Raw genomic sequence first — 19,722 nt, 5'->3', positions numbered from 1 at the left:
GACCGGGCGCCGCCTCAGCCGCCGACGCGTTCGATGGCCACCATCGCCGCGTCGTCCCCCAGCAGGCCGCCCGGTGCGTGGGCCAGGAGGTCCGCGCACAGGTGGCGCAGGAGGGCGTCCGGGCCGTCGCCGGGCCAGTCCGCGGCCCGCTCGGCGAGCGGGTAGAACACCCCCGAGGCGTCACGTGCCTCGATGACTCCGTCCGTGTACAGGAGCACCACGTCGCCCGGCTCGAAGGGGAAGGACTGGGCCGCGAAGCCGGTCTCGACGAACTCCGCGAGGCCCAGCGGCGGAGCCGGATGGTCCACCTGGAGGGGTACGACGCGGCCCCCGCGCAGCAGCAGCGGAGGCGGGTGGCCGCAGCTGACGACCCGCAGGAATGTTTCCCCGTCCGGGATGTCCAGGACGGCCGCGGTGGTGAACCCCTCCGACGGCTGCCCGGGGCCGTCCGCGTCCCGGTCGGGATCGGTGGCCACGGCGGCCTCCAGATGGGCGACGAGCCCCGGCAGATCGGCCTCCAGGTGTGCGGCGGCCCGGAACGCGCCGAGGACGATCGCGGCGTCCCCGACCGCTTCCAGGCCCTTGCCCCGGACGTCGCCGATGATCAGCCGGGTGCTCTCGGCGGTCCGCGCGGCCGCGTAGAGGTCGCCGCCGATCTGCGCCTCGGCCTCGGCGGCCAGGTACACGGAGGCGATCCGCAGCGGTCCCATCCGGTCGCGCAGCGGCCGCAGGACCACCTGCTGGGCGGCCACGGCCACGGAACGCAGCCGGGTGAGCTGCTCCTCGTGGACCTCGCGCAGGTGTGCGAAGAAGGTGACGAACGCCGAGATCAGCACCAGCGCGATGATCTGGAAGGTGTGGTTGAGGTCGGTGAGGGTGGTGCGGGCGATGGCGACCGCCACCTGCGCCGCCACCGCCACCGCCCCGACGAATCCGGTAGTCCGGGGTCCCGCGAAGGAGGCGGTCAGGGCCGGCGCGGCGACGAGGAACGGGCCCAGGTGGACGTCCGGCGGCGCCAGGACGTCGACCACCGTGACCACCGCGATCAGGATGAACGGCACCGACAGGAGCACCGCGCGCGATTCCCGGAACCGGCGTGTGCGGGGGTGCGGCGGCCGAGGATCCATGCCTCCTGCATACACCGCCGGGGCCCGTACCGCGAGGCACCGGCGCCCGGCCGGGCGGCACCCGCCCCGGCCGGTGGGCCGGGGCGGGTGCCGCCCGGGTCGTTCTCGGATCAGGGTGCCGCGGCGGGCGTCAGCTCACCTGGAGGGTGACGTCGTCCACGACGAAGGAGGTCTGCAGGGACGCGTCCTCCACCCCCTGGAACTTCAGGGTGACCGTCTGTCCGGCGAACCGGGAGACGTCGTAGGTCTTGAGCGTGTAGCCGGAGGACGCGTTCACGTTGGACAGGGTCTCCAGCGTCTGGCCGCCCACCGAGACCGTGAAGGTGTCGTAGACCGTGTTCTCGGTCTCGTCGGTGTCGATGTGCAGGTAGAAGCCGAGCTGGTACGCGGAGCAGCCCGACGGGATGGTCACGGACTGCGAGGCGCTGTCCGTGTGGGTCTGGCCGTAGCCGACCAGCCACGCCATGTACGAGCCCCCGTGCGGGGCCTGGCCGGCCTGGTTGGTGATGACGCCCGAGGTGCTGGTCCACGGGCTGGTGCCGCCCTCGAAGCCGCCGTTGGAGACGACCTGGCGCGGGGTGCAGGTGCTGGTGCCGTTGACGGTCAGCGTGTAGGTGGTGCTGTGGCTGACCGTGCCGGTGCCGGTGACGGTCAGGGTGTACGTGCCGGGCGCGGTGCTCGCTCCGACCGACACGGTCAGCGTCGAGGAGCTGCCGGACTGGACGGAGGTGGGGCTGAGCGTCGCGCTCACGCCGGCGGGGGCGCCGGTGACCGACAAGGAGACGTTCTGGGCGGCGCCGCTGACGGTGCCGGTGGTGACGGTGGAGGTCACGCTGGAGCCCGGGTTCGCGCTCCCCGCGGCCGGGGAGGTGCCGATCGAGAAGTCCTGCGCCGGGGCGGTCCCGCCGACGGCCTGGTTCCAGATCGTGTAGGCGACGCCGTCGGCGCTGCGGTCCAGGACCGTCGCGCTGATGTTGCTCGCGGTGTCGCAGGAGCTGTGGTAGCAGGAGTCGTACGCCGCGTTCGCGGTGCCGCCCCACTTCGTGGCCTGCGCGGAGGTCTTGCGGGCGCTGGCGCCGGCCGCGTAGCCGGAGGTGGCGATGCCGCCCTGCTGGAAGGAGTAGTCGTCACTGCGGCCCTGGCCCTCGGTGTTCTCCTCCGGGGCGAGGTTCAGCGAGGTCCAGTACGCCTTGAGCGGTGCGGCAGCGGTGGAGTTGAGGTTGTTGATGAAGTAGCCGCCGTTGGGCGAGCCGACCATGTCGAAGTTGTAGTAGGCCTTGATGGCCGACTTCTGGGTGCTGGTGAGCTGGCCCACGTAGAACTTCGAGCCGTTGAGACCCTGCTCCTCGTCGGTCCACCAGGCGAAGCGCACGTGCTTGGTCATCGTCGGGTTCTTCTGGGCGAGCGTCAGCGCGTTCTCCAGCAGGGTCGCGGAGCCCGAGCCGTTGTCGTTGATGCCCGGACCGGCCGAGACGCTGTCGAGGTGCGAGCCGAACATGACGGTCTGGTCGGCGGGGCCGCCGGGCCAGTCGGCGATCAGGTTGTTCGACGGGTAGGTGCAGGAGGTGCAGTTCTGCTCGGTGACCGTGTAACCGGCGGCCTGCAGCTTGCCCTTGATGTACGCCACGGACTGGGTGTAACCGGCGCTGCCCGCACGGCGGTTGCCGCCGTTCTGCGAGGCGATCGTGCCCAGCTGCGTCAGGTGCGCCTGGACGGCGGCCACGTCGATGTTCGGCGCGTCGGGACCGGGCGGCGTGGTGCCGCCGACCGTGAGCGCGTAGTCGACGGTGTGCGAGAGGCTGGTGCCCTGGCCCTTGACGACCACGGTGGAGGTCCCGGGGGCCGCGTTGGACGTCGCGGTCAGGGTCAGCGTCGAGGACTGGCCGGACTGCACGGTGGCCGGGCTGAAGGAGGCGCTCACCCCGGACGGCAGGCCGGACGCGGTGAGGGTCACCTGCTGGGCCGTGCCGGTGGAGATCGCGGTGGCCACGGTGGTGGTGGCCGAGGCGCCCTGCTGGACGGTGCCCGAGGAGGGGCTCAGCGAGAGCGAGAAGTCGCTGTTCTGGCCGCTCGGGGTGCAGGTGGTGTCACCGGACTGGGCGGGCACGCTGATGGCGTCCCAGGCGGCCTTGGTCTTGTTGAACAGGTCGCAGGTGGCGTCCAGCGACTTGGCGGAACTCAGCGTCGCCGTACGGTACTTCTTGTACGACATGCCGGAGGTCTTCAGCAGCATGCCGCCGTAGAAGATCTTGCCCGCGTTCTGCACGCCGACGCCGGTCAGCGTGGACTGGTTGCAGGTGCTGCTGCTCGGCTTGCCGCCACCCGGGCTGGTGCCCTCGGCGAGCAGGTAGAACCAGTGGTTCAGCGGGCCCGCCGCCGCGTGCACCTCGGTGTTGGGTATCGAGGAGCTGTAACAGTTCGGGTTGTTGTTGATGGCCGACGGGTTGTACATGTTGCGGATCGGACCGTTGCCCTGGAGGTTGATCATCTCGCCGACGGTGTAGTCCGGAGTGTCGTACGGCGAGGGCTCGTTGGCGTACGCCTCGGTCAGCGCGCCGAAGATGTCACCGGTGGCCTCGCCCAGACCGGCCTCCTGGCCGCTGGTGCCGCCGGGGGTGTTGGAGTCGATGGCGTGCCCGTACTCGTGGGCCACCACGTCCACGCCGGCGATCCACTCGTTGGCGCTGTTGTGCCCGATGGTGACCGAGCTGCCGTCCCAGTACGCGTTCAGGTCGCTCAGGCCGACCTTGCCCGGGAAGCTCTGGCCGTTGCCGCTGACGCCGTTGCGGCCCAGCCACTGGCCGAGCATGTCCCACTGCTTCTGCGCCGCGAACATCAGGTCCGTGCAGCCGGTCTCCTTGGAGGTGGCGTTGCCGGTGCCCCAGGAGTCCGAGGACTTCGAGAAGACGGTTCCGGTGCTGTAGTCGGCGCAGCTCAGACCGGGCCGGTTCGGGTCGCGCAGCGAGTACGTGGAGCCCGACGCGGTGGTGCTGATGGTCAGCGGGTTCGGGCCGTTCCACTTGCTGGTGCCGGTGCCCGCGACGACCTCGTCGAAGCGGTCGAGGACCTTGCCGGTGCGCGCGTCCACGAAGACGTGCAGCTTGCTGGGCGCGGTGGCGGTCCGCCCGATGAGCACCGTCTCCCAGGCCAGGACGGACTTGTCGTCCTTGAGCTTGACGACGAGCCGGCTGCTCTGGACCCGGTCGGTGGCGGCCTGCTCGCCGCGCGAGACGGCCTCGGCGGCCTTCGCGGTGACCGTCGGGGTGGTCGCCACGTCGACGACGGCCGAGGAGGCCGACTGGAGGGTGCGCACCCGGCCCTCGCCGTCGGCGAGGACGACCGCGTCGCCGCCGACGACCGGCAGGCCGCGGTAGCTGCGCTCGTAGGCGACGGAGTACAGGTCCTTCACCCAGGGGGTGACCAGGTGCCGTTCGTACTGCTGCTGGGGGGAGTTGACCAGGGTGTCGAGACCGCTGCGCACGGCCGCGTCCGCCGCGGCGACGGCCCGTTCGGCCTTGGTGGCACCGGGTGCGGGATCCGACGTCTGTGCGGCGGTGGCGGCGGTGGCCAGCGTGCCGGCGAGGCCCGCGGTCAGCACCATGGCCGCGGCTGCGGCCATCCATCTGGTGGGCTGCAAGAGTCCACTCCGTTCGTGTGTGGGGGGTGAGAATGGGATGAGAATTCGGCGTTCGCGGCCGAGTATGGGCGTGTCCATGACGAGATCGGGACATCTCTGCGTGCATAAGACCGGCGTTATGGTGCGGCCGGGTGACGCTGCGTAAGCTGCCGCCATGCAGCTGGAGTTGAGGCATCTGCAAGCCGTCTGTCAGATAGCGGAAACCGGCAGTCTCGGTGGAGCGGCACGGAGACTCGGCGTCTCCCAGCCCGCGCTCTCCGCCCAGCTGCGAAGGATCGAGCGGGTCACCGGCGGCGAACTCTTCGTCCGCGGCCGCCGCGGGGTGGAGCCCACCCCCCTCGGCCAGTTCGTCCTCGCCAAGGCCCGCCGGGTGCTCAGCGAAATGGACGCCCTCGGCGCCGAGACGCGGGCGAGGACTGCCGGGGCCCCGCTGCGCCTCGGCTGCATCCTGCTCGTGCTGATCGACGGCCTGATCGCGCAGCAGGACCTGGCCCTGGCCGGCCGGGAGATCACCGTGGACCTGGAGGACTCGGTGACGGCGCTGGTACGGATGCTCGGCGCGGGCCGCTACGACGTCATCGTGTACGGCGAGGTGAACGACCACGAGGTCCCGCTGCCCGGGGGAGTCCTGGCCCGGACCCTGGTCTCCAGGGAGCCGTTCTGCATCCGGCTGTCCGCACGGCACCCGCTGGCCCGGCTGGAGGCCCTCGACCTCGCCGACCTGGCCGAGGACCAGTGGATGACCCTGGTGGAGGACGACGACGGCGGCCCCGAGGCGCTCGTCGAGGCCTGCGCGAAGGCCGGGTTCGTCCCCTCGCTGCGCTACCGGATCACCGACCGCATGATGCAGTACGACCTGATCTCTGCGGGCCGCGCCGTCTCCCTCAGCCAGCCCACCGCCCCGGCCGTGGCGGGCACGGTGATGCGGCCCCTGATCGGCGCACCGGTCACGGGGCGCATCCGGCTCGCCTGGAACCGCTCGACGGTCTCGGTCCGGCAGGCGGAGCTCTTCTACCGCTCGGCGGCCCTGGCCTACCTGGCCAACGTGGACAACAACCCCTTCCACCGCATCTGGTGGGACCGCCACCCCGAGGTCCACCCGTCGCTGGAGTAGCGGCCCCTGGCGTCATTTCACACTCCGTACATGGAAAGGGCTTTCGGCTCCCTTTACGCTCTGGGGCATGGCAGTGGCCGCCACACCATTTCCCCTTCGAGCAGGAGGAAATACCGATGAGCGAGAGAGCCCGGACGCAGGTCAGCCGGAGAGGATTCCTCGCGGGCACGGCAGCGGCGGCAGCCGCGACCGCCGTGCCCGCGATCGGCCAGGCGGTGGCGGCGACGCCGGCGGCAGCGGCCGTCACGGCGTCCGCCGGCCGTCCGAACATTCTGCTGATCGTCACCGATGACCAGCCCAAACACACGGATTGGGCGATCCAGAAGACCATCGGCTGGATTGCCGGCCAGGGTGTGAAGTTCACCCACGGTCACGTCACCACCCCCCTGTGCGCGCCCTCGCGGTCCTCGGTCTTCTCCGGCCGCCACGCCCACAACCACGGTGTCCGCAACAATGCCTCGGCGGCGGCCCTGGACCAGAACACCACCGTCCAGCGCTATCTGAAGCAGGCCGGCTATCGCACCGGATTGTTCGGCAAATACCTGAATTCCTGGAAACTCGCGGATGCTCCGCCGCATTTCGAGGAATTCGCGCTGCTCCAGCCCGCGTACGTGAACGCCAACTGGAACGTCGACGGCACGGTCCAGACGATCGACGGCTACACCACGAACATCATCAAGAACCGGACGCTGGCCTTCCTGGACAAGGCGGCCACCGACGACCGCCCCTGGTTCGCCTACGTCACCCCGTACGCCTCGCACGGGCCCCGCACCCCCGAGCCCAAGTACGCGGGCACCGCCGTTCCCGAATGGAACGGGCGCCCCTCCGTCACCGAGGACGACCGCAGCGACAAGCCGCCCTACATCCAGAACGCCACCGGGACCCTCGCCGACGGCCGCCGCATCCGCGCCGAGCAGCTGCGCACGCTGCTGTCCGTGGACGACGCCGTCCAGGCCTTCAAGGACAAGCTGGCGGCGCTCGGCCAGCTGGAGAACACCCTCGTCATCTACATCGGCGACAACGGCTTCGGCTGGGCCGACCACGGCTGGACCGCCAAGTCGGTGCCCTACGCCCCCGCCCACGAGGTGCCGTTCTACCTCTCCTGGCCCGCCGGGGGACTGGGCGCGGGCACCGTGGACGACCGCATCGTCGCCAACATCGACATCGCTCCCACCATCCTCGACGCCGTCGGCATCACTCCCGACACCCCGCAGGACGGCCGGTCGCTGCTGACCTCGTACAGCCGGGACCACCTGCTCGTCGAATGGTGGAAGCAGGGCACCGGAACCGGCCACAACACCTGGTCCTCCTACGTCGCCAAGGACGAGCAGTACGTCGAGTACTACGCCCTGCACACCGACACCGACGGCACGGTGTCGGGCACCGGGCAGGTGAAGTTCCGCGAGTACTACGACCTCGCGGCCGACCCCTACCAGCTCACCAACAAGCTCTACCAGGCCACCCCGGCGCAGGAGCGGGACCTGGGAATCCCCGCCCTGGCGGCCCAGCTCGCCGCCGACCGCACCCGCTAGATCCGTACGTACTCACCGGAGCCACCGTGTCCTTGCCGCTCTCCTCCTGCTGCGCCCCGGGGCAGCACGCCCCGGCCGTCGCCCCGCTGCTCGCCGTGCCCGCGGTTCCCGCCGTTCCTTCGGGTCCGGCGGACGCCGCGGACTCGGCGGCGCCCGCGGCCCGCCGTGCCCGCGGGCTGCTGGATCTGCCGGGCGGCCGGTTCCTCATGGGTACCGAGGACGCGGACGGATTCCCGGCCGACGGTGAGGGCCCGGTCCGTGAAGTGGAAGTCAATCCCTTCCGGATCGGGCCGACCACGGTGACGAACGCCCAGTACGCCACCTTCGTCAAGGCCACCGGCCACGTCACCGAGGCCCAGGAGTTCGGCTTCTCCTTCGTCTTCGCCGGGCTGCTGGGGGAGGAGCTCGCCGCCGGAGCGCCTGCGGTGGCGGGCGTTCCCTGGTGGCGGGCGGTCTCCGGAGCCGACTGGAAGCACCCCGAAGGCCCCGGGTCCTCCATCGCCGCCCGGCAGAACCACCCCGTGGTGCACGTCTCCTGGAACGACGCCCAGGCGTACTGCTCCTGGTCGGGCACCCGGCTGCCGACCGAGGCCGAATGGGAGTACGCGGCCCGCGGCGGCCTGGAGCAGCGCCGCTACCCCTGGGGCGACGAACTCTCCCCGGGCACGGGCGCGATGCTGAACATCTGGCAGGGCGAGTTCCCCGACCGCCACATCGGGCCGCACCTGGGCACCGTGCCCGTGAAGTCCTACCGCCCCAACGGGCACGGGCTCTACAACACGGTCGGCAACGTGTGGGAGTGGTGCTCCGACTGGTTCGGAGCGGACCGCACCTCGCGCGCCATGCGCGGGGGATCGTTCCTGTGCCACGACTCGTACTGCAACCGCTACCGGGTCGCCGCCCGCAGCTCCAACACCCCCGACAGCTCCACGTCCAACATCGGCTTCCGGGTGGCCGGCTGAGTCGGCGTCATCTCTCGGCCGCGAGTCCGGCCACGTGGTCGGCGATCATGTCGAGGATCTCGGAGGCCGCCTTCTCGTCGCCGAGGGCGAGGAAGTTCAGGGTCACCCCGTCCGTCATGGCCGCCAGGTAGCGGGCCAGCACCGGCACCGGGACGATCAGCTCGAACGGGGTGGTCCGGCGCAGCTCCTCCAGGAGCTCCCCGTACGTCTCGCAGTACAACTCGTACTGTCTGCGCGCCAGATGCCCGAAGCCGGGCTGGCGCAGCGCGTACTGGGTGAGTTCGTAGGTGAGCATGTGCTCGCCAGGTCGGGCCGCCACGTGGTCCCAGTAGGCCTGGAAGCCGGCCCGGACGGTCTCGCGCAGGGTCGCCCGGGGCCGGATCGCTGCCTTGACGATCGTGACGTAGTGCCCGGTGATCGTCTCCATGACCGCTTCCAGCAGGGCCTGCTTGGAGTCGAAGCAGTAGTGGAAGACGCTCAGGGACACCCCCGCCTCTGCGGCGATCGACCGGGTCGTGGTCCGGGACACCCCGTCGCGGGTCATCGCGCGGATCGCGGCCTCCGTCAGCTGCGTGCGCCGGTCGGTCAGCGGCATCCGTGCCATGTGTGCGTCCCCCTCGTTCCGGTGGTGCTCCGCGGGCACGGCGTCCGGGGCCGAACCGCCCCCGGACGCCGCGCGCGCAGTCGTCAGCTGCTGTATACGCCGACTTCGTACAGGGAGTAACCCCACTGGGTGCCGCGTCCCGCTCCGTGGACGCGTACGTACCTGGCTGGGACCCCCGCGAACTGCACCGTGTCCAGACCGCCGTCACCGGTGGTGGTCGACCAGGCCGTCTGCCAGTTCGCCCCGTCCGCGGAGACCTCGATGCGGTACGACTTCCCGTACGCGGCCTCCCAGTCGAGGGTGACCCGCTTGACCAGGTTCGAGGACCCGAGGTCCACCTGGATCCACTGGTCGTCGCTCCATTCGCTTGCCCACCGGCTGCCCCGGTCGCCGTCCACGGCCTTGCCGGGCGCGAAGCTGACGAAGGGGTTCCACCACTCCGCCGAGCTGGCGGAGGCGGGCGCGCCCGCGGCCAGGTTCACTCCGGCCTTGTGCTGCTCGGAGGCGCCCCAGGTGCGCAGGTAGGACTCGGCGCCCGCGAACAGGTCGTCCACCACGCCCTGCCCGCCGACCAGCCGGATGTCCTCGATCCAGTCGGGCACCATGCCGTAGTGCGCGGCGCCGTCGGTGTTGAAGTCCCACGTGCGCTGGCCCGCGGTCTGCTTGTCGATGAGCGAGCCGCCGTCGGTGCTGCGGAACGGGTACGTGACCGGGGTGGGCGCGTCCGCACCGCGCGGGCCGGGCCAGCCGCCGACGCCGTTCATGTCGGTGCCGTAGCCGTAGCCGACGTGGTACTTCTCGCGCAGGGCGTCCGTGCGCCTGGCTTCCGCACTGAAGGCCTCGGAGCCGCTCATGTACTGGGCGACGAAACCGCCGAGCTTGTAGAGCCGCTCCATCCAGCCGAGGTCCATCCAGCTGTGGGAGGAGATCACGCCTGGGTACGACTCGGACTCCAGGATGTCGAAGGCCTGGCCCGCGGCCTTGACGCTCATGTGGTCGACTTCGAGCATCATCTTGCGTTTCATCATGCCGCGCACCGCGTAGTCACCGAGCGCGGTGAGGCCGCGGGTGTTGCACTGGGCGCCCGAGCCGTACGAGGGCACCGCCACCCCGGCGGGCAGTTCCTTCTGCGCGTTGGGTGCGGCCGCCAGTCCGATGGGGTTGTCGTGCTGCGGGCCCTTGCACTGCTCCGTCTGCCAGAAGGTGCCGGTCGACAGGAACTGCCCGACGTTGATGGCCGTTCCCAGGGCGCCCTCGTCGAAGCGGACCCCGCACAGGGCGTTGTCGAACTTGTGGCACAGGAACATGCTCCGCACGCCGAGCCCGTAGAGCTCGTCCAGGCCCTTGTCGATGTCCTGCTTGCTGCACTGCGCGATGTCCAGGATCTGCTTGCAGCCGAAGGGCTCGGAGGTCTCGACGCCGAGCACGACGGCGAGCTTCCCCTGCTTGACGACCTCGCGGGCCTGAGCGGAGTCGGTGACGATGCGGAACCACCCCTTGCCGGGGCCGCCGTACATCTTGTCGATGAAGGCCTGCATGTCGTAGCTCTTCTGCGCCTCCAGACGGATGGCGGTCATCTCGTCGCAGCCGCGGTCCTTGAAGAAGTAGATCGAGCAGATCACGCCGTTGGTGACTAGGTCGTTGACGAGCACGCGCTGGCCACCGCGCCAGGCCCGCTCGATCCAGGCGTAGTAGTTCTGCTGGTGGGTCAGCGAGTCGTGGGCGGGCCAGTCCTTGAAGGTCGGCCAGCCGTCGGGGTCGTGCTTGCCGTCACCGCCCTTGGTGACGAAGTCGAAGATCGCGAGACTGCCGTCCGGGTAGTGCTCGGGACAGTCCTTGAGCGCGTCGGCGACCCCGAGGTCGGAGAAGGGCTTGCCGCAGATCAGCCGGCCGCCGAAGCCCTCGTTGGACATGATGTGGTCGTGGGCGTCCACGAAGCCCCGTACGTTGCCCTGGGCGTCGGTGCCCTTGAAGGGCTCGCCGGTCACGTTGATCCCGGAATCGGGCGCGGGGCGTGCGGTCGGGTTCCACCAGCCCGCGTCGGCCGCGGCGCCCGGCACGGGGCCGAGCACCATGGCCAGCAGGCCGAGCAGCAGCGTCAGGACCGCGAGGGGTTTGCGTCTGGGGCGGGGGTGCGGGTGTCGGCTCATGGCCACTACTCACGTCCTCGGTCGGCGGAGGGCGCGGTCGAGGACACAGTTCACCGGGGGCATGACCACCCTGGCGCCTGATTGTCATGTCCCGCGCAAGCATTACGTCGAGAATCGCGACTGGGTCAACCAGAGTCAAGAGTCCGGGACAACTGACCTGATGAATCGTCACATGCATGGGATCCCGGGAGCGCGCTGAGCGTGCGCCCCCATCGCGCGTTCACATGTTCTCCACCCTCGCCGACCCCGCACCTCCGACTACGTCCAGGGCCGTTTCGGCTGACGGGGATCTCTTACGGGACAACCTCGCACCGTCATATGACGAAAAACGTCATGGACCTTGACGGCATCCCCCTCCATTCTTCGAAGGCACGACGATCACCGGGGAACGCGTCCGCGTGCGGCAGGCGCATCCGGGTCGTGCGAGGTCTGGCCGAGCGGGCGGTGGGGCGATGAGCGGGATAGTGATTCACCTGCCGGGGGGCGGCGGCGACTTCGGCGCGCCGGGCCGCGCCGATGCCGTGACCCTGCGGCTCGGCCCCGGCCAGTCGGCACGGTTCGGGCGGGGCTCCGAGAGGACCCCGGTCGAGCTCCGCCTCGACGATCCGGCGATCTCCCGGCTGGCCGGGGAGATCCGGGTGGCGGAGGACCACTGGCAGCTCAGCAACCACAGCACGACCCAGAGCTACCTGGTGGAGAACCCCGAGGGAGCGGGGGAGTACCTGAGGGTTCCGCCACGACGGGCCGGAGCACCCATCCCCTTCGAGTTCTCCCGCGTCGTGCTGCCCACCCGCGGCGGCGCCACCGTCGCCTTCCAGGTCTTCGCCCCGGACCACGTCTATCTGGATCCGGACAGCATGGGCGCCGGATGGGGGAGCCGCACCGTCACGGCGTACTCCCTGGACGAGACGGCCATGTACTTCCTGGTCCTGGTCGCGCTCTGCGAGCCGAGACTGCGCGACGAATCCCCGCTGGCGGTGCCGACCACCCCGCAGATCGTCGAGCGGCTGAAACCACTGGCCGCGGGCGCCGGGCTCACGGGCCGGGCGGTCAGCTCGCACATCGACTACCTGGCCCAGGAGAAGATGCGGCTGCGCGGACCGCAGGAGGGCGATTCCGGCCGGGGCGCCCGGCGCAACGGCAAGAGGGAGACCGTCGTCGGGATCGCGCTGCGGTTCGGCCTCGTGCGCGAGGAGCACCTCGGGCTGCTGCCGCCCCGGGCGGCCGCGGACATCCGCTAGCGGAGGGCCGGGGCGAAGGGGCGAAGGGGCGAAGAGGGCGGCGGCACGGAACGCGGGACGCGAAGCGCGCGAGGGGGAGAGCATGCACGGATCGGCCGGGGCATTGGGAAGCGACCGTACGGAACTGCCCCCGCGCGGCTACCGCGTGGCCCGCTGGGAGGTCGCCGAACTGATCGGGGCCGGCGGCTGGTCGACCGTCCATTCCGCACGGGCCGTCGACGGCGGGGACGAGGTCGCGCTGAAGTTCCTGCAGACCGCCGGACTCGCGCCGCGCCAGGCCCGCAAGGTCGCCGAATCCGCCCGGCGGGAGGCCGAACTCGGCCGCCGGGCCCGGCACCCGAGGCTGATCGGGCTACTGGACTCCGTCGTGCTCAGTGACCCGGACCGGCCGAGCCTGGACGGTGCGATCGTGCTGGTCATGGAGCGGGCCCGGTGCAGCCTGCGGGACCTGCTGGACACCGGGGTGACGGCGCGGGAGGCGGCGCGCCTGGTCGTCGGCATCTGCGAGGGGCTGGCCCATCTCCACAGCAGCGGCTGGGTGCACGGCGACCTCAAACCGGAGAACGTCCTGATCATGGCGGACGGGTCGGTCAGGCTCTCGGACTTCGGGCTCGCCACGGAGCTGACCGGCACCCGCGGAACCCACGGCTTCGCCCCGCCCATGGGGACCGCGGACTACCTGCCTCCGGAGCGCTGGAGGGCCCCGCTAGGGGAGAGGGGCGTCGAGATCCGGCCGAGCGTGGACATCTGGGCCCTGGGCGTCATGATCCACGAGGCGTTCGCCTCCGGGGCCCCGCCGTTCCCCGGTGCCACCCCGGTCTCGCGCGGCGCCGCCACACAGGAATACGCCGACGGCCGCGCCCGGTTGCGCCTCCACCACGAGCTGCCGCCCTTCTGGCGTGCGCTGGTCGCCGACTGTCTGGCCCCCACCCACGCCGCCCGCGCCCGGCACACCGCCGAGAGCCTGCTGGCGCGGATCGCCGCCGCGAGCGGCACGGACGCGGGGGCCGTGCCTGCGCAGGACCACCGCGCGAGTGGACCCCGTAGCGGCCCTGGAACCCGTACGCCCCCCGGCACCCGTACGACCCGGCGGAACCGCACGGCACTCGCCCTCCTCAAGGTGTGCGTGACGGCGGCGGTGCTCTGGTCGGTCGCCGTGGGCGACGGCGCGGCCGCCTCCGCGGGCGGACCGGCCGCGCCCGCCGCCCGGGTCCGGGTGTTCAACGCCGACGCGAAGTGCAGGCAGCACCCGGAGCGCGACGCGCCGTGCAGCCTCGGGCTGGCGATCGACCCCCTGCGGGCCTACACCGTCGAGAACGTCGTACCCACACGGGTGTGGCACGGCGATGTCCTGGACGTCGACTGCCGGTTGGCCGGGGGGACGCCCATCATCGACGAGACGGACGCCGCGTCCGACGAGTGGTACCGGGTCCACCTCCCGCCCGGTTCCGCGCGCTCCACCGCCTGGCTGCCCGCCGTCCGCACCCAGGACCGGCCCGCGCTCCCCGAGTGCCCGCGCTCTTCGTCCCGACCGTAGCCGGGGCGGGCCTTCGGCGTCACCCCGGATCGTTCCGGGTGTCCGGCCGCGCGCCCCGCGCCTAGGTTGACCGGCGGCGGAGTGCGGACCGCGCTCGCCCCCTGCCACGTCCCCGTGAGGGGGAGGGGCCGTTACCCGAGGCCGGCCGGACTCGGTTGGCCCGGGGGCAGCCCCGGCAGTCTTCGCGGATCCGCCCCCGCCGCCCACACCCACCGTTCCAGGAGGAACAGACCACCATGCCCTTCTCATCACAGCCGGAGCGCCCCGAGATCTCCCGCCGGTCGGTCCTGCGGACCGGCGCGGGACTGGCCGTCGGTGCCGGCGCCCTCGGGGCCACCGTGCTCGGGGCCACTCCCGCCGCCGCGGCCCAGCGCGGCACTCCCCTGTGCGAGCAGCCCGGGGACTCGGCGAGCCGCCAGGGCCTCGGCTCCAGCGACCTGTGCATCCCCTACTACCGGGAGCACGACGGGAGCTGGGGCTACGTCTTCGGCGACACCTGGGCCGGCCCCGGACAGTCCGGCACCATGATCGGTTCCCCGGTGATGCTCAACCAGGCGCGGTTCGACGCCTCCGGCGGGACCCCGATCTCCTTCACCTGGGCCATGCCCAGCGGCGGCCAGCCCCGCCAGCTCTTCGACTACCGGCGCGGGGAGGACAACGGGTACGGGGACACCGAGGTCACCCGCATCCCCAACGACTGCATCGAGTTCGGCGGCCGCACCTACATCCAGTACACCTCGGTGTTCACCTGGACCCCGCCCGCGGGCTGGGACGGTTCGCTGATGTCGGGGGTGGCCTACTCCGACGACCACGGAGTGACCTGGCACGACTACCCGTACCACTGGGCCGGTGACCGCACGGGCGGCAACCAGAGCATGTACGGGATGTGGTCCTTCGCGGGCATCGACCCCGACGGCTGGCTGTACATCTTCTCCAAGCGCTGGAACGGCACGCACATCAACACCGGGGACGGCGGCGCGATCCAGCTGTTCCGCATCCGGCCCGAGGACTTCCGCGCCGGGAACTTCGGCGCCCAGCAGAACTGGGCCTACCTCAGGGGTGCCTGGCAGTGGACCAACGAGGTCGGGCCGACGGTCATCCTGTCCGGGAACAAGATCGGTGAGTTCTCCGTCAAGCGCATCGGCAACCGCTACTGCATGAGCTACTTCGACGTGGACGAGTACGCGATCTGCACGCGCACCGCGTCCCGGCCCGATGCCGTGTGGTCGGCGCCCAAGATCCAGATCGTCGGCAACAACGCATGGCCGGCGAGCCATTGGGGCAAGCCGCAGGTTCCCACGCTCTACGGCGGATACATCCACCCCGGCAGCGCGAGCGCCACTTCCCTGACCGTCATCGTCTCGCAGTGGAACGGACAGCCGGGGCAGGCGCCCTACCGTGTGCTCCAGTACGACGGGATCAACCCGTAGGCGGAGCGCGACCGGCCGTACCCCTCCACCTCTCCGCCCCTCCGTCCCTCCACCTCCGACAGAAGAGAGACCGCCTTGACGTCCCCCCTGTCCGGCGTACGCTTGCGCACCGCCGCCCGGGCCCTCGGAGCCGCCGCCACGGCGGCGGTGACCCTTGTACTCGTGTCCGTCGTCGGTCCGGCGGCCCACGCCGACACCCCGGCGATCCCGGTCTTCACCGACGGCTACGGCCTGACCCGGGTCGCCGACGCCACCGAAGTGAGGTCCGCCACCGATTTCACGATCACGGTGACCACCCCGCAGCTCTCGGGCCGGCACAAGATCCGCGTCTTCCTGCCCGGCGGCTACGCGGCGGACCCCGGCAAGCGGTGGCCGGTGGCGTACTTCCTGCACGGCGGCGGCGGCACGGTGGACGACGCCGCTGCCGCCCCCGCCCTGCACTCCGACTCGATGATCACCGTGGTGCCGGACGCCGGGCTCAAGGGCTGGTTCGCCAACTGGCGCATGCAGAACACCGCGCTCGGCGCGGCGAACTGGGAGACCTTCCACCTCCAGCAGGTGGTCCCCTTCATCGACGCCAACCTGCGCACCGTGCCCGACCGCGCCCACCGGGCCGTCGCCGGACTCTCGATGGGCGGCTACGGGGCCCTGCGCTACGCCGAGGCCCGGCCCGACCTGTTCGGCCAGGTCGCCTCGCTGTCCGGCGGCATCGACTTCGGCATGGCCGAGATCCGCGGCGCGGTGCTGGCCACCGAGCTCAACCTCACGGGCGCGTGGTGCGCGGTCAGCACCTCCGGGACCGGCCAGTGCACGGGCTACGGCGCCTACGTCGACAGCGACGCGATCTTCGGCAGCCCCTACCCCTTCTTCAACGCGGACCACGTGTGGAACGAGGTCAACCCGGCCGCCACGGCCAACCTCGCCAGGCTCGCAGGCACCGGGGTCACGCTCTACACCGGCAACCAGGGCCCCATCGACGTGTACACCGAGATCGCGTCCAAGACCGTCAACGCCCGGCTGGGCGGGCTCGGGATCCCCACCCGCTTCGTCGACTACGGGAACGGATCGACGCTGTCCCCCACGTGCGACGGCGCCCACAACTACGGCTGCTGGGCCCCCGCGTTCGCGGACTACGTACCGCGTCTGGCGGCCGCTTTCGCCTCGGCGGGCTGAGGCCCCCGACGCACGGCATCAGCACACGGCGCGCCCGATCGCCGAACCGGCCGGACGGGCCCGGACCGATGGCATCGGTCCGGGCCCGTCCCCTTCATGCGCGCATCAGTTGGTGCTGACCGAGGTGTCGTCGATGACGAACGAGGTCTGCAGGCTGGAGTCCTCGGTGCCGGTGAACTTGAGCGTCACCGTCTGCCCCGCGAAGGAGGACAGGTCGAAGGTCTTCTGGACGTAGCCGGTGTTCTTGTTGAGGTTGGAGTACGAGGCCAGGGTGGTGGAGTTGGCCTGCACCGTCAGCTTGTCGTAGGCGGTGGTAGTGGTCGTCTCCGCGGTGTCGACGTGCAGGTAGTAGCTGAGGGTGGCGTGGCAGCCGTTCGGGATCGTCACCGACTGGGAGAGCGAGTCGGTGTGCGTGGAGCCGTAGCCGTTCAGCCAGGCCTTCCAGGAGCCGGAGTGGGCGGCCTCACCGCTGCCGTTGTCGACCACGCCGGTGGTGGCGGTCCAGGGGGCGGCGCTGCCGGTTTCGAAGCCCGGGTTGCCGAGGAGCTGCGTGGCGCCGCAGGTGCTGCCGGTCGGGGTGACGGTCCAGGTGAAGGAGGTGCTGCCGGCCGCGTTGGTGGTGTCCTTGGCGGTGACCGTGACGCCGTAGTTGCCCGCGGTGGTCGGGGTGCCGCTGATCAGGCCGGTCGAGGCGTTGATGGACAGGCCCGGCGGGAGTCCGGTGGCGCTGTAGGCGAGGGTCTGGCCGCTCGCGGAGTCGGTGGCCTGGACCTGGAGGGAGGCGGCGGTGTTGACGGTGGTGCTCCGGCTGCCGGGGTTGGTCACCGTCACGGTGTTCCCGCCGGTGGAGCCGCTCGTGAAGGCGGCGACGCCGTTGGGGGTGCCGAGGCCGGTCGGGCCGTCGTAGCCGGACTTGGCGGTGCAGAGGTAGCTGCTGCCGCAGGAGCCGTTGGCGCCGCTGGTCACGTCGTTGAGCGAGGAGGTGTGGGCGTACGGGAACGAGGACGGGTAGCTGCCCGCGGCCGGGGCGCCGGCGAGGGCGTAGACGGAGGCGATGATCGGCGCGGAGGCGCTGGTGCCGCCGTAGACGTTCCAGCCGCTGGCCTGGTAGCTGTCGTAGACGGCGAGGCCGGTGGCCGGGTCGGCGACCGCCGAGACGTCGGCGACGGTGCGCTTGGCGCAGCCGCTGTCGCTCTGCCAGGACGGCTTGGTGGTGAAGCCCGAGCAGCCGGAGCCCGCTCCGTTGCCGCCGGAGCTGGTGCCCCAGACGGATTCGGACCAGCCGCGCGTGGTGCCGCCGGCGCGGCTCAGCGAGGTGCCGCCCACGGAGGTGACGTACTGGGAGGCCGCGGGGTACTCGACCCCGTAGCCGCTGTCACCGGAACTGACGGTGATCGCGACGCCGGGGTGGTTGAAGTACGAGGCGTCGGAGCTCGCGTCGGTGGAGTCCTCGCCGCCGCCGTAGCTGTTGGAGACGTACTTGGCCCCCATGGTCACCGCGCGGTTGACGGCCGTGCCCAGGTCGGCCATGGACGGCTGGTCCGCCTCGACCAGCAGGATGTGGCACTGCGGGCAGACGGCGCTGACCATGTCCACGTCGAGGGAGATCTCACCCGCCCAACCGGAGTCGGCGGTCGGGTAGTTGGTGCCGCCGTTCTGGTCGACCTTCTTGAAGCAGCCGTTGGCGGTGGTGCAGGCCGGGAGGCCGTACTGGGAGCGGTAGGTCGCCAGGTCGGACTCGGCGTTCGGGTCGTCGTAGGCGTCGATGATGGCGACCGTCGCCCCGGCGCCGGCCGAGGCCGGAAGGGCGTACGCGCCCTGCAGATCGGTGGGGCCGTAGCCGGACGGCAGGATGTTCGGGGCGAGGGCGAGCTGCTGCTCGAGGTCGGTGCGGGCCAGCGCGTGGCAGGCCATGAAACCGGCCTTCGCGGGCTCCGAGCAGAGCCGCTGGGTGTGCACGGCGGCGGCGGCGGTGGCGGGCGCCGTCGAGGCCGACGACGGGGAGGCCACGGCGAGTAAGCCGCCGGATATCAGGGCCGCGGCCCCGAGTGCGGCCGTCGTGGCGCGACGCGTCAGGCTTCTGGCGCGGCTGGCGGGTTTCGATTGCAATGAACTGCCCTCCATGGGGGGTTGGATCACCGCGGCGTGGGATGTGGCCGGCGCGAAATGACATGGCGAAATGGCATGCGCATGACATGTCAAAACAGGCGGGACGCCGCGGACGACGAGTGGCGCGGGTTCATTGGTGCGACTGTCACCACGTTCAGTGGTGGCCATCGACGAAGGTAGTGAGGAGCAGGGCCAAGGGAATACCCGCCGAGTGCAAAGGATTGCTTTCGGTCAGTGAACTCCGGGTATAGCGTGTGCTGCCATGAAGTTGGACGACGCTGCGGTCAACGACCTTGTAGGGCTTGGTCTTTCGCGCTACGAGGCGCGGGTCTACCTCACCCTGGTGAGGCGGGAGTCGTACACCGCCGCGGAGGTCGCGCGCGCAGCGGACGTCCCGCGCCAGCGGGTGTACGACGTGCTCGACGCACTGGTGCGCAGGCGTCTGGCCATCCCGCGCCCCGGCCGGGTGGCGGCCTTCTCCGCCGTGGCACCAGACCTGGCCCTCACCCGGCTGATGGCCCTCCAGAGGGAGTCGCTGGAACGGCTGGACCGGACCTCGGCCGCCCTCGCGGCGGCGCTGACCCCGGTCTGGACCGCCGGGCGCACCCACACCGACCCGCTCGACTACATCGAAGTGCTGCGCGACCCCAAGGCGATCGCCGAACGGTTCGCGAGCATCCAGGAGCAGGCCACCCACGAGCTCCTCAGCTTCTGCAAGCCGCCCTTCGTCGCGCCCGCGGCCAACAGCGAGGGAGTCGAAGCGGTCCACCGGCTGCGTCGCTCCGGCGGCACGGCCCGCGCCGTCTACACCCACGACGCGCTCGGCGACGCGGAGGTGCTGGAGAACGTGCGCCGCTTCGGCGAAGCGGGCGAGGAGTCGCGCTTCGCCCCGGAACTCCCGATGAAGCTGATCGTCGCCGACGCTTCGCTCGTCCTGTGCGACATGCCCGACCCGATGGCCGAGACCGGGGCCACCACCGCCCTGTACATCGAACACCCGGCGCTCGCCGGCTGCCTGCGGCTGTCGTTCCTGACGGTCTGGGAGCAGTCCGTGGGGCTCCCCTCGTAGGCCGTCCCCTCCGGATCCCGCCGTGCGGGGTGTCCGG

Annotated in this window: 13 protein-coding genes; 8 read left to right on the top strand and 5 right to left on the bottom strand. The window is 71.1% G+C overall.

All coding sequences use genetic code 11. From position 1 onward, the window contains the following. Window positions 1-14 precede the first annotated feature (14 nt). Window positions 15-1,127, bottom strand: coding sequence for a PP2C family protein-serine/threonine phosphatase (locus tag AC3IYJ_RS06130; protein WP_489400326.1), 1,113 nt, complete (start codon window positions 1,125-1,127; stop codon window positions 15-17). 130 nt (window positions 1,128-1,257) lie between these two features. Beyond that, a complete protein-coding gene (locus tag AC3IYJ_RS06125; RefSeq protein ID WP_489402708.1) occupies window positions 1,258-4,728 on the bottom strand; it encodes a M28 family peptidase in 3,471 nt (1,156 codons plus the stop codon). Window positions 4,729-4,918: 190 nt separating this feature from the next. Between AC3IYJ_RS06125 and AC3IYJ_RS06120 the strand changes: the two genes are divergently transcribed. The 3 genes from AC3IYJ_RS06120 to AC3IYJ_RS06110 all read left to right on the top strand — a co-directional run bounded on the left by AC3IYJ_RS06120 (window position 4,919) and on the right by AC3IYJ_RS06110 (window position 8,372). Next, window positions 4,919-5,878 carry a LysR family transcriptional regulator gene (locus AC3IYJ_RS06120; RefSeq protein ID WP_489400325.1) on the top strand — a complete coding sequence of 320 codons (960 nt, stop codon included), beginning with the start codon at window positions 4,919-4,921 and terminating at the stop codon, window positions 5,876-5,878. A 116-nt stretch (window positions 5,879-5,994) separates the two neighbouring features. Next, on the top strand, window positions 5,995-7,410 hold the full coding sequence (locus AC3IYJ_RS06115; protein ID WP_489400324.1) for a sulfatase family protein: 1,416 nt from the start codon (window positions 5,995-5,997) through the stop codon (window positions 7,408-7,410). A gap of 32 nt (window positions 7,411-7,442) precedes the next feature. Next, on the top strand, window positions 7,443-8,372 hold the full coding sequence (locus tag AC3IYJ_RS06110; protein ID WP_489402707.1) for a formylglycine-generating enzyme family protein: 930 nt from the start codon (window positions 7,443-7,445) through the stop codon (window positions 8,370-8,372). Between the two features lie 7 nt (window positions 8,373-8,379). On the opposite strand, the gene AC3IYJ_RS06105 is transcribed toward AC3IYJ_RS06110, so the two are convergent. Together AC3IYJ_RS06105 and AC3IYJ_RS06100 are read right to left on the bottom strand one after the other, a co-directional pair. Continuing rightward, a complete protein-coding gene (locus AC3IYJ_RS06105; RefSeq protein WP_489400323.1) occupies window positions 8,380-8,976 on the bottom strand; it encodes a TetR/AcrR family transcriptional regulator in 597 nt (198 codons plus the stop codon). An 83-nt stretch (window positions 8,977-9,059) separates the two neighbouring features. Further along, window positions 9,060-11,126 carry a galactose-binding domain-containing protein gene (locus AC3IYJ_RS06100; protein ID WP_489400322.1) on the bottom strand — a complete coding sequence of 689 codons (2,067 nt, stop codon included), beginning with the start codon at window positions 11,124-11,126 and terminating at the stop codon, window positions 9,060-9,062. Between the two features lie 452 nt (window positions 11,127-11,578). On the opposite strand from AC3IYJ_RS06100, the gene AC3IYJ_RS06095 reads away from it, so the two are divergent. The 4 genes from AC3IYJ_RS06095 (at window position 11,579) to AC3IYJ_RS06080 (ending at window position 16,507) form a co-directional block, all read left to right on the top strand. Next, complete coding sequence (locus tag AC3IYJ_RS06095) at window positions 11,579-12,367, top strand: serine/threonine protein kinase (protein ID WP_489400321.1); 789 nt, start codon at window positions 11,579-11,581, stop codon at window positions 12,365-12,367. Between the two features lie 82 nt (window positions 12,368-12,449). Then, the gene (locus AC3IYJ_RS06090; protein ID WP_489400320.1) at window positions 12,450-13,904 is read left to right on the top strand and encodes a serine/threonine-protein kinase; all 1,455 of its coding nucleotides are present in this window, start codon (window positions 12,450-12,452) and stop codon (window positions 13,902-13,904) included. Between the two features lie 236 nt (window positions 13,905-14,140). Further along, window positions 14,141-15,334: a glycoside hydrolase family 183 protein gene (locus AC3IYJ_RS06085; protein ID WP_489400319.1), complete on the top strand. Its 1,194-nt coding sequence runs from the start codon at window positions 14,141-14,143 to the stop codon at window positions 15,332-15,334. Between the two features lie 75 nt (window positions 15,335-15,409). After that, on the top strand, window positions 15,410-16,507 hold the full coding sequence (locus tag AC3IYJ_RS06080) for an alpha/beta hydrolase (RefSeq protein WP_489400318.1): 1,098 nt from the start codon (window positions 15,410-15,412) through the stop codon (window positions 16,505-16,507). Between the two features lie 105 nt (window positions 16,508-16,612). Here the strand turns inward: AC3IYJ_RS06080 and AC3IYJ_RS06075 are convergent, their stop codons facing one another. Next, on the bottom strand, window positions 16,613-18,631 hold the full coding sequence (locus tag AC3IYJ_RS06075; protein WP_489400317.1) for a putative Ig domain-containing protein: 2,019 nt from the start codon (window positions 18,629-18,631) through the stop codon (window positions 16,613-16,615). 247 nt (window positions 18,632-18,878) lie between these two features. Here AC3IYJ_RS06075 and AC3IYJ_RS06070 point away from each other — a divergent pair, with 247 nt between their 5' ends. Beyond that, complete coding sequence (locus tag AC3IYJ_RS06070) at window positions 18,879-19,685, top strand: TrmB family transcriptional regulator (RefSeq protein WP_489400316.1); 807 nt, start codon at window positions 18,879-18,881, stop codon at window positions 19,683-19,685. The last annotated feature ends 37 nt before the right edge of the window (window positions 19,686-19,722 follow it).

The organism is Streptomyces sp. GL_140 (genome assembly GCF_057834465.1).
Note: the sequence above shows the minus strand (reverse complement) of the source record. Positions and strands in the feature narration are given on the sequence as shown.

Bases quoted from the DNA above. Each gene is read 5' to 3' on its own strand.
- AC3IYJ_RS06115 (WP_489400324.1), top strand. From the start codon at position 5,995: ATGAGCGAGAGAGCCCGGACGCAGGTCAGCCGGAGAGGATTCCTCGCG.
- AC3IYJ_RS06125 (WP_489402708.1), bottom strand. From the start codon at position 4,728: ATGGTGCTGACCGCGGGCCTCGCCGGCACGCTGGCCACCGCCGCCACC.
- AC3IYJ_RS06095 (WP_489400321.1), top strand. From the start codon at position 11,579: ATGAGCGGGATAGTGATTCACCTGCCGGGGGGCGGCGGCGACTTCGGC.
- AC3IYJ_RS06100 (WP_489400322.1), bottom strand. From the start codon at position 11,126: ATGAGCCGACACCCGCACCCCCGCCCCAGACGCAAACCCCTCGCGGTC.
- AC3IYJ_RS06105 (WP_489400323.1), bottom strand. From the start codon at position 8,976: ATGGCACGGATGCCGCTGACCGACCGGCGCACGCAGCTGACGGAGGCC.
- AC3IYJ_RS06085 (WP_489400319.1), top strand. From the start codon at position 14,141: ATGCCCTTCTCATCACAGCCGGAGCGCCCCGAGATCTCCCGCCGGTCG.
- AC3IYJ_RS06090 (WP_489400320.1), top strand. From the start codon at position 12,450: ATGCACGGATCGGCCGGGGCATTGGGAAGCGACCGTACGGAACTGCCC.
- AC3IYJ_RS06075 (WP_489400317.1), bottom strand. From the start codon at position 18,631: ATGGAGGGCAGTTCATTGCAATCGAAACCCGCCAGCCGCGCCAGAAGC.
- AC3IYJ_RS06130 (WP_489400326.1), bottom strand. From the start codon at position 1,127: ATGGATCCTCGGCCGCCGCACCCCCGCACACGCCGGTTCCGGGAATCG.
- AC3IYJ_RS06070 (WP_489400316.1), top strand. From the start codon at position 18,879: ATGAAGTTGGACGACGCTGCGGTCAACGACCTTGTAGGGCTTGGTCTT.
- AC3IYJ_RS06120 (WP_489400325.1), top strand. From the start codon at position 4,919: ATGCAGCTGGAGTTGAGGCATCTGCAAGCCGTCTGTCAGATAGCGGAA.